The organism is Sorangium sp. So ce367, from assembly GCF_051520455.1.
In the GTDB taxonomy this organism is placed as follows: domain Bacteria; phylum Myxococcota_A; class Polyangia; order Polyangiales; family Polyangiaceae; genus Sorangium; species Sorangium cellulosum_B.
Genome location: NZ_CP150334.1, coordinates 8,892,756 through 8,905,952, shown reverse-complemented (window position 1 = coordinate 8,905,952; position 13,197 = coordinate 8,892,756). Strand labels below are relative to the sequence as shown.

The 13,197-nt window shown below is 68.1% G+C and carries 14 protein-coding genes; 4 read left to right on the top strand and 10 right to left on the bottom strand.

From position 1 onward, the window contains the following. Positions 1-108 precede the first annotated feature (108 nt). Both WME97_RS33845 and WME97_RS33840 read right to left on the bottom strand, forming a co-directional pair. Positions 109-2,310, bottom strand: a complete 2,202-nt coding sequence (locus WME97_RS33845) for a hypothetical protein (protein WP_437543694.1) — start codon at positions 2,308-2,310, stop codon at positions 109-111. A 342-nt stretch (positions 2,311-2,652) separates the two neighbouring features. Beyond that, positions 2,653-3,675: an alpha/beta hydrolase family protein gene (locus WME97_RS33840; protein WP_437543692.1), complete on the bottom strand. Its 1,023-nt coding sequence runs from the start codon at positions 3,673-3,675 to the stop codon at positions 2,653-2,655. A 726-nt stretch (positions 3,676-4,401) separates the two neighbouring features. On the opposite strand from WME97_RS33840, the gene WME97_RS33835 reads away from it, so the two are divergent. Then, complete coding sequence (locus tag WME97_RS33835; protein WP_437543690.1) at positions 4,402-5,115, top strand: hypothetical protein; 714 nt, start codon at positions 4,402-4,404, stop codon at positions 5,113-5,115. Positions 5,116-5,317: 202 nt separating this feature from the next. Here the strand turns inward: WME97_RS33835 and WME97_RS33830 are convergent, their stop codons facing one another. Further along, on the bottom strand, positions 5,318-6,523 hold the full coding sequence (locus WME97_RS33830) for a hypothetical protein (protein WP_437543688.1): 1,206 nt from the start codon (positions 6,521-6,523) through the stop codon (positions 5,318-5,320). A 408-nt stretch (positions 6,524-6,931) separates the two neighbouring features. Between WME97_RS33830 and WME97_RS33825 the strand changes: the two genes are divergently transcribed. Continuing rightward, entirely contained in the window at positions 6,932-7,066 is a 135-nt protein-coding gene (locus tag WME97_RS33825) for a hypothetical protein (protein ID WP_437543687.1), read from the top strand. Between the two features lie 11 nt (positions 7,067-7,077). On the opposite strand, the gene WME97_RS33820 is transcribed toward WME97_RS33825, so the two are convergent. Further along, positions 7,078-7,425: an SDR family oxidoreductase gene (locus WME97_RS33820; RefSeq protein ID WP_437543685.1), complete on the bottom strand. Its 348-nt coding sequence runs from the start codon at positions 7,423-7,425 to the stop codon at positions 7,078-7,080. Between WME97_RS33820 and WME97_RS33815 the strand changes: the two genes are divergently transcribed. Further along, positions 7,333-7,533: a helix-turn-helix domain-containing protein gene (locus tag WME97_RS33815; RefSeq protein ID WP_437543682.1), complete on the top strand. Its 201-nt coding sequence runs from the start codon at positions 7,333-7,335 to the stop codon at positions 7,531-7,533. The two genes, WME97_RS33820 and WME97_RS33815, sit on opposite strands and share 93 nt — an antisense overlap. A gap of 253 nt (positions 7,534-7,786) precedes the next feature. Continuing rightward, a complete protein-coding gene (locus WME97_RS33810; RefSeq protein ID WP_437543680.1) occupies positions 7,787-8,392 on the top strand; it encodes a hypothetical protein in 606 nt (201 codons plus the stop codon). A 249-nt stretch (positions 8,393-8,641) separates the two neighbouring features. Here the strand turns inward: WME97_RS33810 and WME97_RS33805 are convergent, their stop codons facing one another. From WME97_RS33805 to WME97_RS33780, 6 genes are all read right to left on the bottom strand, one after another. After that, the gene (locus WME97_RS33805; RefSeq protein ID WP_437543678.1) at positions 8,642-9,520 is read right to left on the bottom strand and encodes a ferritin-like domain-containing protein; all 879 of its coding nucleotides are present in this window, start codon (positions 9,518-9,520) and stop codon (positions 8,642-8,644) included. A 510-nt stretch (positions 9,521-10,030) separates the two neighbouring features. Further along, the gene (locus WME97_RS33800; RefSeq protein ID WP_437543676.1) at positions 10,031-10,921 is read right to left on the bottom strand and encodes a transposase; all 891 of its coding nucleotides are present in this window, start codon (positions 10,919-10,921) and stop codon (positions 10,031-10,033) included. A 5-nt stretch (positions 10,922-10,926) separates the two neighbouring features. Further along, positions 10,927-11,766: a HEAT repeat domain-containing protein gene (locus WME97_RS33795; protein ID WP_437543674.1), complete on the bottom strand. Its 840-nt coding sequence runs from the start codon at positions 11,764-11,766 to the stop codon at positions 10,927-10,929. Positions 11,767-11,863: 97 nt separating this feature from the next. Further along, complete coding sequence (locus WME97_RS33790) at positions 11,864-12,016, bottom strand: hypothetical protein (RefSeq protein ID WP_437543672.1); 153 nt, start codon at positions 12,014-12,016, stop codon at positions 11,864-11,866. 181 nt (positions 12,017-12,197) lie between these two features. Then, positions 12,198-12,380, bottom strand: coding sequence for a hypothetical protein (locus WME97_RS33785; protein ID WP_437543671.1), 183 nt, complete (start codon positions 12,378-12,380; stop codon positions 12,198-12,200). 313 nt (positions 12,381-12,693) lie between these two features. Beyond that, the gene (locus WME97_RS33780; protein ID WP_437543669.1) at positions 12,694-13,110 is read right to left on the bottom strand and encodes a hypothetical protein; all 417 of its coding nucleotides are present in this window, start codon (positions 13,108-13,110) and stop codon (positions 12,694-12,696) included. Positions 13,111-13,197 lie beyond the last annotated feature (87 nt).

Genomic DNA, 13,197 nt, shown 5'->3' with positions numbered 1-13,197 from the left:
GATCAGCGCGCGGAGCTTCGCGATGCCGGCGCGTAGGTAAAAGAAGCTCGACGCTCCTGCACCGGGGCCTCGCCGTGCTCATGGACGAGACCGTGTCTCAGGATCGCGTCAAAGGGTCGTGATCGTCACGTCGTCGAAGCGCACGTCGCTCATCGCCCACGAGAACAGGGCGACCGAACCCCACGCGTACGTCACCTCGCTCGGCACCGCCAGCACCACCTGATCATTGACCTTGATCCGGTGCGTCGTCCCCTCGCGCTCGACCCGCACCGTCATCCATGCGTTCTGCGGCGGCACATAGCTCGTGTTGACCGCGAGCTCGGTGAAGACGCCGTTGTCCACCCGGACCAGGCGCGCGACGCTCAAGCTCGCGTCGAACATCACCCGGTAGTAGCTCGAGCCGGTGTCGTTGATGGCGTACATGAGGCCGAAGCCGTCGGGGTCGCCCGCGTAGATCTTCGCCGAGAGCGCTCCCTGCCCGAAGGCCGTGCGGGGCGCGACGAGGTAGGTCCCGCGCATGTCGACAGCCCCGTCGGCCGCGGTCTGGGGGTAATCGAACGCGCTGCCCGTCTCGGTCGCCGCGCCGCCTGCCCCCTTCCAGCTCGACGAGCTGTCGGTGATGCCCTCGTTGATCGCGGTCCAGACGCCCGCCGCGACGCCTTGATCGAACGTCTCTCTGAAGGGGATGGTGCCCAGCTTGGCCACGTTGACCGAGCTCAGGTCCACGGTGACGACGGAGCCGGCCGCCTTCCCGCATGAGGTGGTCTTGATCTCCTCCCAGAGGAGGTAATCGTTGGAGACCCAGGTGTGCCGCACCGACTGCAGGTTGACGTTCTCCACCGGGTAAAGCGACTGATCCTGGAGGCTCGCCGAGTAGATACCCTCGTATTCCTCCGTGAGCGTGCTCTTGGCGAGGTTGGGCAGGCCGTAGAGGCCGCCCCACGTGTCGTTGTGGAGGTCCTCCCATTTCTTGTAAGAATGCCCGCTCACCGAGGCCAGCTTGTATTGCCAGCCGAAGATCGAACCCGAGGAGAAATCGATCACGTCGAAGTCGTTCAAGGACTGAGAGGCGTGCTCGCTCACATCGAAGCTGAAGCTCGTGGACGGCCCATCGACGCCCACGCCCGCGCCGACCGAGAACCCGTTCGACGTGGTGAACGTCGAGGACTCGTTGGCCGAGTGGGGCCTGTGGGCGTAGGGCGAGAGCCCCCCCGACAGGGGGCGAATCGAGTGCTGGAGGGCCTCCTGGAAGTAGCCGCGGTTGTTCCCCGAGTTCCACTTGAGCCCGCCGGGGTTGTACTGGGTGCCATTGCCCGCGAAGACGACGTATTTGCCCTCCGGCGCGTTGGAGGCGAGGAGCGTCACCGTGAAGTTGCGGTCGATGACGGAGCGCTGGCCGTCGCCGCCGCACTCCCACTGGATGGAGGGGGACGTCACGTTGTACGAGCGGTAGGTGCCCTCGGGCATAGGCTCGGTCACGAGCTGGGCGAGCGCGTGGGCCTTGTGGTCCGCGAGCAGGCCCTTGATCTCGGCGAGGAGCTCGCCGCGGGCAGGCAGCGCCGCCTGCGCGACCTCGGACATCGAGGCGATCCGGGGCTTTGCGTCGATGGTGATGGGCTCGGCCTCGGGCGCCGCGTCGAACAGCGCGTCGAGCTCGGCCTCGCTCCTTTCGAGCCTCATTCCGAGCTCGGCCCGCTCGTCCGCGGTCATCCGGGCGTACCTCGCCTTCGCGGAGGCCGGCAAGCGCACCGAGCTGTGCTCCTCGGTCTCCTCGCCGGTGACGTCGCCAAAGACGCGCACGTCGAAGTGCTGGCCGCCTGGGCTGGGCGCCGCGTAGACGACTTGCGCGGACATCCCGATGCCCAGCGCCAGCGCGACCTTCTCGGCGTCGCGCGCGTTCTCGAGGATCACAGGCACCCCCGCGAGGCGCGCTGCCCGGAGCACGGACGCGTAGGAGCGGATGTCGTCGGCGCTCGCGGCCTCGGCGTCGATGAGCACGGCGGACGCCTCTGCCAGGCGGCTCGCGGGGCTCGGATCCGCGATGAGGTCTGCCCGGAACCTCGAAGGGGCGCCGTCCATGAGCTCCGCGAGCAGAGGGGCCTTTTCGCGTTGAATGGACGTCAGAGCGACGACAGGGCCCGTCGTGACATCGGCGGGCTTCGCGGCCGGGTCGCTGGGCTCCTCGGCGCCCGGCTCATGGTCCATGAAAGGATCCGCCTGGGTCTCCGGGGCAATGCCCCCGCAGCCCGCGGCGGTCAGGAGGGTGAGGGCCAGGGGAGAGAGGCGAGCCAGAAAGGTGAATTGTCGCATGGGGGTCCTCCCAGAACATTCGTTGCAGGGTGAGGTCGGACGCGCGGGCGGTGGGGGCGCCGATGCCCCTCGCTCCACGCGCCTCAAACCCTTTTCCGTGAACGGAGAGGAAGACCCGACACGGGCTCGGTCGATTTCTGGATCGACCGAGCCCGCGCTCTCCGAGCCCCGCGGCGCGCCACGGAGGCTCGATCGGGGTACTGCGCCGGGCCGCCGCGACGGCCGAGGCGGGGCGGGCGGTCGACGGGGGGCGGGCGGTCGACGCGGGGCCGTCGGCCCCGCCGGGGGCGACGGACGCGGGCCCGCGGAGGCGCGCAGGGCGCGGACCGATCACGGCGGCGGTCACTGCTGCGCGCGAAAGAACTCGATGCTTTGCTTCATCGCCTCCGAGACGGAGGTGAAATGATCCCCTGCGACCGGCACCACCTTGACGTCGAGCCCGCTGCGCTGCGCCAGGAGGGCGAGCCGCTGGCTCGCGGGGCCGAAGAAGCGCTCCCCGCCGGACAGCCCGTGGTACAGCCGCACCGGGCACCGAAAGCTCGTCGCATAGGCAACCGGCGAGCGGATCTGGAACTCCCGTATGTCGTACGGGCTGAAAGGGATGAGCCTGGTTTGACCCGAGGACCAGTCGATCTGGTTGGGCGACCCAGAGAACGACGCGGCGGCGCGAAACCGGTCGGATCCCATCGCTGCGAGGAGGGTGAGTGTCCCTCCCACGCTATGGCCTGCGACATGGAGGCGATCGGGTTGCACATAGGGCAGCTTGGCCAGGGCGTCGGCGGCGGCGAGCACGTCGTCGACCTCGTGTAAGAACATCGAGAACCCGCCGGGGAGGCCGTTCTCTCCCCGGAGCATGGGCATGAGGACGATGAAGCCCGCGTCGCGATAGGGCTCTGCCATCTCCCAGTCATCGAGGGCGAAGGCGAACCCACCATGCAGGAACAGGACCGCGGGCAGGCGGCGTCCGTCGGCCGGGGGCTCACTGACCCATGCCTTGAGCTTGAGGCCGCCGGAGAGATACGATATCTCGCGCGCGCCCGGGGGCGGCGGGACGTTCTGGTAGCTCTGAGGTGCCGGATCCGTGGAGATGAGCTTGGTCTTGAACTTCGCGCGCGCCTCTGCATAAGGCTCGTCCTGCAGCTCGAGCCCTGGGGAGACCGGGGGCAGCGGCGCGGGCTCCGGCGCCGGCTCGGCGGGTTCCGCCGCGATCGACGCGGCCGGCGCCGGCTCGATGCCAGCTGGCGCGGTGGGCCCGCGAGCTCCTGGGGCAGCGCGCGGCACCTCCTGGCAGGCGAGCGCCGTGAGCGCCGTGAGCGGCGCGAGCGCGATGATGGGTCGAAGCCGAGGGCGCGTGATGAGGGGCATGTCCAAGCCATGATCTATATCAACCCTGGTAATTCGTGAAAGCCCCTCGGATGAGGCGCGATGTGGACGCACCTGTGCCCACACGCGCGGCGCCGTCCCGGGCGCTCGAAGGCCTCGTGATGCCGAGTGGAAGACGAAAGAGGGAAGGTGAAAGTCGTCCCTTCCCGGTTTGAGCGAGGATAGCGCGTAGGTAAAAGGAGCCGGATCGCTGCGCGAAGAAGTGTGGCGCGGCGAACCGAAGTGGCGGGACCGCGCGCGTCGCGACACCTCGTTCATGGAACCACGAGGATAGCGTAACGGGAAGGAGCCAGGCGGGCGAGCGGAGCGGGCTTTCGTCAAAGCCTTTCCTTGTCATCCAGATGCTGGCGAGTCTGAACATCGAAGAGGGCTGACCCCGAGGTGCAAGGCTTGCCCTCCGGTATCCGTCCTGTACGAGGACGGGCTGCATCCGCACCGGCCGAATGGCGTGGAGCGCTGGAGACGCCATTGCGTCGTCCCAGACCGAACGCATCGACGATGCGCCCGTCCCCGCCGGCCCTGGCCGGCCAGCGCGATCAAATTGCCGAGGAGGGAAGGAGAATTCAATCCTGTTTGTGGTAGGTTCATGCATTGCGCGCCTGCCCGATCGACGATGCAGCTCCGCTCGCATCCTTCGGCGGAGCCGTCCTCGATCGTCGCGTGGACACGCAGGTGAACATTCTCGTTGATGGGGGCCCGATGATACGGATGAAGCTTCTTGGATTGTTGATGGCCGGCCTCTCGCTCTCGCTCGTGGCATGCAGCGATGGCGAGGGGAGCCATGGGGGCAAAGCCGACGACGACACCGGCGGCGGGACCGACACCGGCGGCGGAAGCGACACAGGCGGCGGAAGCGACACCGGTGGCGGGACCGGCACCGGCGGCGGGACCGGCACCGGCGGCGGGACCGGCACCGGCGGCGGGACCGACACCGGCGGCGGGACCGACACAGGCGGCGGGACCGGCACCGGCGGCGGGACCGACACTGGGGGCGGGACCGACACAGGCGGCGGGACCGACACCGGCGGCGGGGATGCTCTCGACGGCGAGCAGCTCAGCGAGCTGACGGCCGCAGAGGCCCAGCAGGTGTGCGACGACGTCACCGGGGCACTCGAGCTCTCGAAGGAGGACCTGTGCGACCTCACCGGGGTGCTCGCCAGCGTCGTGGATGGAACGGACTGCGAGACCGCCAGGGCGGATTGCATCCGCGCTCCGGAGGCGCCCGAGCCGGCCGGCTCGTGCGAGACGGCCGGCTTCGTGGGGTGCACCGCCACTGTCGCGGAGCTCAAGGCCTGCATGATCGCCACGGGCGACGCCTTCGAGGCGATCACGTGTGCGTCGTCCATCGATGACTTCTCGCCGCAACCCGCGGCGTGCGCGGCCGTCCAACTGAAATGCCCGGGGCTCCTCGCAGGCGCCTGAGCGCTCCTGAGCTCGCCCCTGCGGGGACGGCGGTCCTCACGCCGCACGTGCCGACTGCGAGCGGACGCCTCCATTGAAGAGGCAGGCGATGGGGAGGGCTCCGTCTCGGCACTCCGTTCCATGGAAGCCAGTGCGGAGTGGCGTGAAGGTACGAAGCGATCGTAGCTGATCGGCGTTGTAAGGGCAGGCCTTGGCGCAGGGTCTACGGAAACTCGCGCACCTTGACCGCGCGTGTCGTGCCCGGGTAGGCGTCGTTGTAGTGCTCCACCCCATAAAGCAGGATCTCGCCGTCGGGGTCCACATAGATCCCGGCCCCTGCATCGAAGGCGCAGTAGCGCTTGTTGCCCGTAGCCGCGCTGCTGCAGGACATGTGTCGGCTGGCCACCTCGGTGAAGCCAGGCACGAAGGCCGCGCTGAGGTCCACACGCCACAGGTCGACCCAGTCCTCGTCAAACCATTTGTTCCTGTGCGTGCCAGCGACGAAGAGCTGCCCGTCGCACTGGGTCACGAGCTGCAAGCCCTGGTATTCCGCGCCGCCAAAGGGCGTTGAGACGCTCGCCTGAGATATCCAGGTGGAGCTCGAGCTGCCGAAATAGGGCATTGCCGCCTCCGAGGACACGAACACCTCGACGTCGTCCGAGTTGTGGCCAAAGACGAACGCGAGGTAGCGGCCAGAGGAGAGCAGCGTGAGGCTCACCGCTCCCGCATTGACCGTCTGACCTCGCGTTCGCAAGACCAGCGGGCTCCACTGGGGGTTCAAGGGATTCGACAGCCTGGCGATGCGAAAGCCCGCCGTCGCCTGATCGTCGTTCTTTTCGAAAGGCACGATGACGTACTCGCCGTTCACCTGGAGGCCGCCCGAGTGATCGTACGGCATCCCTGAGTCGTCGGACTGGTAGTGCACGATCGCGTCGCTGCAGGACGGGAGCCGGGAGGGAGAGGCATTCCGACCCAGCAGCCACGGGTTGTTGCTCAGCGATCCGAGGCGCACGACCTCGAAGCCCGGGCGTGCGTCCCCCTGAACCGAGGTCGTCACCAGGAGATAGTTGTAATCACGCGCGAGCCGTTGGATGCCCTGGTGGTGAATGAGCCCGGTGCCCGTCGTGGGCGCATACGTGCTGCAGGCGTCACTGCCGCTGCGGTAGGCCATGACATAGTTCGGGTTGTAGAGCGCGTTGATGCTGCTGGCGGCATCGTTCACGCAGCGGTTCGTATAGGGGTTCGTGTGGTCCGCGTGGGCCCAGCCCCAATGGGAGCTCAGCCCCTGGTAAGCCACGCCCACTTCGTCGAGCGCTGGCTCGGCTGTGCTCTCCTCCGTCTCACCACAAGCGACGAGAGACAGCGCGCCGACCGCTGCCAGAGCGAGCGACCAGATCCCGGATTGGAGATTGCATCCATTGTTCTTCATGGCGTCCTCGGAGAGAGGGGTGTGCTGGGCATGCAAGCAGAAGGTCGGGTCACGCGTTCTTCTTGTTGAATAGGGGTTGAACAGGTAAAAGCGCCGCCGAGATGGGCGGCATCGCCGGCTGAGAGGTCGCTGCGCGTCGCTGTGAACGCCGCGAAGGACCCGTCGGTTGACGCTCAGCCGTGTCCCGTGTCTGCAGCGCTCATGCCAGGGTGGCAGCGCGCGGCGTCTGCCAGCGATTTCCAGGAGGCGTTGAGCCCCGATCACCCCCGGCGAACAAGCCGGCGGCTCGCCCCCGCCAAGCTCCAGCGCTCCTCGGCTGCGCGCAACGAACCACACCTGCGCGGATTGAGCAGCAACAGCGCAACGCGCTTGCGACCATCCGCCGGCCATCGCGGCTCGGCTGAATGCATGGCGCGTGACCGTGAGCCGTCCCGCGGCGGGACCGAGGGGCCGGAGGGGCTACGAAATCCAAGGAGCAAGCTCGTCACGCCGCCGAATGGCTTCCGCGTGGCCGACGAGGCCGGCAGCCCGATGAAGGCCTGACCGTCAGACCGTCAGCGCGCCGTCATTCCGCCGTCGACGCGGTAGTTCCCGCCGGTCAGCCACCTCCCGCGATCCGACGCGAGGAGCGCGACGACCTCCACGACGTCGTCGGTGGTGCCGAGGCGTCCGAGCGGCACCTGCTGGACAAACACGTCGGCCGGAATGCCCATCCCGTCGGTGAACGTCTTCCGCAGCTCGTCGGCGCTCGGTGTCGCCACCGGCCCCGGCGTCACGACGTTCACGCGGACGCCGCTCGACGCGTCCGCATGCAGAAGGCTGCGGTTCTCCTCCGCGAGGGCGCGCCGCTGGCGAAGGTCTCGCGCCTCACCGGCTACTCGTCCGAGGCCTCGTTCAGTCACGCGTTCCGGCAGTGGGCCGGCATGGCCCCCGGCGCGTGGCGGCGGCGCCTCGAGCCAAGCGATCCGAGCGCGGCTTCGGACGGAGGGCGTCGAGCCCTCCGTGCTTGAAGGCGCAGTACCAGCGCTCGAGCGCGTAAGTGAAGGAGGCCCTCTTGCTGGTCAAGTGAAAGAAGCCCTGTCGCTGGGCGGAGCGGTGCGCGCGCGTAAGGTGTTGTATGTCAGCCAGCGCGTGAGCATGGCTTGCGAATGAAGAGTCGCGGCTGGTTGAACGCTCGAAGCGCGCCCCCTTGACCTGGCGTGCGCCGCCGCGTAACCATCGCCTTCGGTGGCTCCAGCGTGGAGCGTGGGTTCTCAGGAGAAGATGGTCATGCAAGTGTATTACTTGATCCCGCTCGTGTTCATAGCGGCCGCTTTCGCGTACTCGATGTACGTCCGCAAGAAGGCCATGGCCGAGGCCGCCAACATGAGCCCGGAGGAGATCGAGCAAAAATTCAGCGACTTCTACGCCCAGTATTACGAGCTCCAGCCCGGCGAGCGCATCATCGGCAACTGGAGCGGAGTCGAGTACCAGGCGCCCGCCGGCACGGCCCGCCGCATCGCCGGCGGAGTCCTCAACGCCGCATCTGCCGCCGTGATCGGCGTCTCCACCTACGTTCCCAACGTTCACGTCGGCCTCACCAACCGCGGCCGCGTCCTCGTCTCTCGCGAGTACAGCGACTTCGGCAAACGCGGCAACTACAAGCACCTGGCCGCCCTCGATCAGGGCACCCGCGCATTCAACCAAGACGCGGCGTATCCCGGCCAAGACGTCGGCCCCCGCCCCGGCAACCCCTTCAACCCTCTCGTGAGCCTCGAGTTCATCCAGCTCCGTTCGCCGAGCGGCGACACCTACGAAGCGTGGCTGTCCCCGCAGGGCAGCCGCCACGGCCAGCACGGATTCAGCTCGATCCTGCAGTCGCTCGGTTGAGCGCGGCGAGCGGGGCGACGCCGACCAAACCGCTCATCCCTGCCAGTTTGCAGCCTCATGGGGCCACCTGATGGCGCTCCGCCGTCGTGCGGCGGGGCAGAGCGCGCAAGCCCCTGCCCGAGAACGCCACGGCCCGCGATGCGTCGGCTGTGAACGCGAAGAGACTCGCAAGGAGCAATAGGAGGTCGTCCTGCGTGACGTCGAGACGGCGAAGAGGACCCTTGCGAGTCTCCCGAGAGCGAGCGGCGCTCATTCGAGGAGAAGGCCAGGTTGACCGCGGAGCGCGTCCCCATGGGCGGATTGGTCTGCGCGTCCTTGGCCAAGCGCTGAGAGCGCCTCGCGCGCGAGCGCGCGCGCGAGCGCGCGCGCGAGCGCGCGCGCGAGCTGCACTGCGACGGCTGGTGAGGGAAGCCCGAGGACATCGGCGAAGAGAGCCTCCCCGCGTCCCTGCGCACTCTGTATCAAAAGCTCACGGAAGGCCCGGCGCATGGCGCGCCTTACCCGACGGAGCTCGTCCTTCGTGAGCTGCGACGCGCACCAGGCGTGGATGTCCCAAGCCAACTGCCCGTGATGCGCCTCGTCGCGCGCAATTTCGTGCATGACGTGGCGCACGTCCTCGTCGCTCGCGTGCACGGCTTGGTGGGCGGCGACGAGCGCCGCGAACGCTTCGAATACGCATCCCTCCGTCGCATTCTCGATAGCGAATTCGAGGAGCGAGCGGCCTCGTGCTCGAGCCTCGATGGGGATGTCCACCGGACTGCCGCCGCGGCGGTGCGCCAAGATCCGCATCATTCGGGCATGGCGCACCTCCTCGGCAGCCGCGTCGAGGGCCCGCTCGGAGAGCTGGCTCGGCGCCCCGAAGGCTTCGAGCTCCTCGCGGAGCGCGAGGAAGCTGTGCACGCTGCCCTGCTCCGCGGAAGCGGCACGGGCGAGCCACGCGCCGAGCGCGTCTCGCCCGCCTCCGCGCGCACCGTGGGTCCAATTCGCGTGACGCCTTCCTTCACACGGGTACACGATGGTCATGTCGCAGCGGATGGTCACGCTCTCTTCGGCTGCGGAACCCGCGGCGCCGCCCGCGCCCGCTTGCGGGAGCGGGTCGACGACGGCGCAGTCATGCACGCCCTTCACGATGAAATTCTCGGAACGAAAGGCCTCGGTGCAGAGCCGCTCGCACTCGGAAGGCTCGAGCGTGCCGTCTTCGCCGAGGGAAGCGCGCAGCTCCCCCAGGGGGACGTCCGTTTCGCTCTCACCACGCGCAGGCCGGTTGTCGCAGTCGCCCGTGTCGAGGCACCCGGGAACGAGCGCTGCGATCAGGGCGACGAGGGAAAAGCGGGCGTGATTGGACATGGTTCACCTCAAGGAAGCTCGCAGGTCGCGGCCATGACGTCCGGATGATCGAGGCAAGTGCCCTTGGCGCATTGCGTCTCACTGTGGCGATAGCCGTAGTTGCAGCTGACGATCTTGTCGTGCGGAGAGGAAACCGCAGAACCTTCGCCCGTGTCAAGCCCCGCGGGTACGGCGCCTGGTGAGCCACCCGCAGAGCGCCAGACGGCGCAGCTGGCTGCCTGTCGGAATGGCGGGTCGGCATACTCGCGCTGGAGGCGACCCGGAGCTGCAGCATCAGCCCCCCCGGAGGCGTCAGCCCGAAGGCGAGCGGGGGAGAGTCGGGCTGCCCGAGAGCTCGCGCGCGATCCGGCGCGTCGTCTCACGAACGAAGGCGCTCGCGTCCTCTTGACCGACGGCGAGCCAGTCCCGGCTCTCGTGTCGGGCGAGCGACTCGATGGCGACCGCCCGCGACACCTCCGTTCCGGAGCGCGCGGCGGCCGCGACCAGCGGCAAGCACCTGCCGCCGAGCACCGCCCCGAGCTTCAACAGCAACTCCGATCCGTCGCTGTTGAGGCGCGCCTTGATGCGTTCGGCGCCGGCGTCGAACTGATATTGACGAGGCCTCGCGCCCCAAGCGGCCGTGTTCTGTAGGATATTGACGGAGATGCTGAACGCCTCGGGAGGGAGCTGAATGTGGACGTCAGCGCTGCGACGGAACATCATCACCTTGCCCGGCGACAGCACCGTATCCTCGAGGAAGCGGAGCTCGACCGGCTCTTCGGGCAGACCGATGATCGCATCATGGTCGTACTCGTAGACGCGTGTCCGATAGCCCGGACCCAAGTAGCCCACGGTGAAGAAGCTGAAGTCGTGGTCGTGGGCGAACTCGTAGGCAAAGAGCTCCTCACCGACGCGGCCGCGCGCCGGCTCCCAGACCACCGCGCGCAAGGAGTAGTACGTAGAACGATGCAGCATGAATGCTTGAGAGCTGTACTGGTTCGACCCCCCGAACGACTCGTTCGCGTGCATCACCGCTCGTACGTGCTCGGCGAGGAACGACCGGTTGTTGCTGAGGCGGCGGAGCATCGCCGCGGTGGCGTCCAGGTCGACGGCGAACACGCCGGGTCCCTTTTCGTCGAGGTGCGCGATGAGCGCGGCGAGATCGATCGCCTCATTCGTGTCGATGTTCCACGTGATCGCCATCGCGATTACTCCATGCGCCCAGCGCGGGTCAGGTTTTCGAGAGTACGCAGCGCGGCGCTCCGCACGTGCGGATGCGGATCGTCCGTCGTGGCTCGGAGCACCGGGAGCGCTTCGACCAGATCCACCTCGATGAGGTGCTTGAGCGCGGTCCAGCGGACGAAATGCGACGGCGAGCGCACAGCCAGCCATCGCAGATCGGGCGCCGCGCCGGCGCCGCACAGCCGGCGCAGGATCGCCGCACAGAACTGCTGCCGCGTCGCGTGCACATCGGACGACGAAACGTTGCAGGCGAGCATCGTCGTCCTGTCGAAATGCCATACCAACGGGTCCTGGGCGCGCAGCGCGAACTCCACGAGCACGACGCCGGTCGTTACCTCGCGCACGTCGAGTACGTCCTGCGTCGGTCGCTGCTCGAAGTAGCTTCCCGAGGCAAAGACGCGCGCGCCGCGCCGCTCGAGCCGCGCGGACCGGTCGAGGACATCCTTTCGCTCCAGTTGACGGACCTCGTAGAGGTCGATCAGCATTGCCCCCCCGAGCACGCCGACCAGGAGGTGCGTCGGAGTCGACATCAGATAGGGAAACTCGGGCTGTCCGGAGCTCTCGATCGCCGCTTGCGCGGGTAGATACCGGAGACCCATGTTGATCCAGTCATCCTTGTACAGGATGATCTGCGAACCGCTGGCGATGGTACCCGGGTCGAAGTTCTCCGCTTCACCCGCCAGGGCGCGGGTCAGCCACCTCGCCACGAGCTGTTCGAGCTCATCCGACGCGAGCAGGCGCTCGAAAGGATGCCGGTAGTCGTCGATGTTGTGAGAGCGGATGGATTTCAGCTTGCCTAGGTGCATGGCCCACCGGACGTGCGCGGCTTCTCTTCGCCGCGCGGCCGAGGCGCGAAGCGAAGGTTAGGTTGGCGTTCGTGCCTCGGCCCGTGGCGGGAATTTCTCAGCTATGCGCGTAGAGAAAAGCGAGGGCAAAGATAAGCCCGCAGGGCGGACCGCCCACGTGCGTCCCCTGGACGGGCAACCCCACCTCTTCCTCGAGGTCCTCGACGAGGAGCGCGATATCATCCCTAGCAGGCGTGTCGTTGTCGATCATGTTCACCTCCATCATGTGATCCTCGCGGTTCTGTATTGCAGCGCCCGTGCCAGGCGCGCAGCGCCGGTGCCGGGCGGCGGACCTCGCAGATCGCCGGCGCTGCCGTCCTCCTCGCGGCGGCGCTTTCCGCGCGGCGCGCGCCTGCCCCTGTAGGCGCGCGCCCACAGGTGTAGGCGCGCGCCTACGCCTCGCGCGCCGCCAGGCCGTGCCGGCGGAGCAGCTCGTGGAGGTGGGTCCGGTCCCTTCGCACCACGCGCGCGGCCGCCGGGAGGTTGTCGCCGTGGGCGCGGAGCGGCCCCCGGAGGTACGCGGTGAGGAAGCGGGCGATGTTGCTCGGCTCGGTGAGCATGGCGACGAGCTTCATCCTGCCCTTGCAAGCCGGGCACTCGAGGACATCGAGCGCAGACGTGCGGCGCAGAAGCCCGGCTCGCCCAGCAGCACCAGGCCCGTCTTTCGCTCGTCGGCCTCACCGAGGACTCCCTGCGCGAAGGCAGCGCGCTGCTCGACGAGGTGAGCGGGCGCGACCTGCTCGGCATCCTCGGGTTGCGCAACCGGGAAGAGGCGATGGTGCTCCGCAACGCCATCGTGACGTACGCCACGCCGCTCGGGAACGAGGCACCATCAGCAGAAGAACTGGGTGCGCGCCTCACCGACGCCGCGCGCGTAGCCCCTGTTTCCTATTTCTTCCCCACGCGCCTCTTCATCGCCGCGAGCTCCGCGTCGATCTCGGCGTCCACGTCCCTCGACGGGAGCTTCCGGGCGGAGCTCGGGGACGGCTTCTCCGGAGGGGCGGCCGGTGCGGGCTTCTCATGGTCGATACCGATCGCTCGCGCGACGCGCTCGGTGAGCGAGGCCTTCGGCTCCTCCGGGAGCGGCGGGACGTCGGCCGGGTCGAACGCCGTCAGGCACTGGCCGCACTGGACGACGTCCTCGGCGCTGTCCCATAGCGAGACGGCGACGAACAGGCTCACGTTGAACGTCTTCTTCGCCCGGTAGAAGACCCCGGCGGTCCCGCACTGCGGACACCCGCCCCGGAACTTCTCCCCCGATCGCTCCACCCGCTCGCGGGTGCCGAACATGAGCGGGAACTTCATGGATCGCTCCATATCACGGTGCGCCCCGGGCGTCACTCGACGGATCCACCGCGCCCTGTGCATGGACGGGCAGAGCGTGGAGGAGGC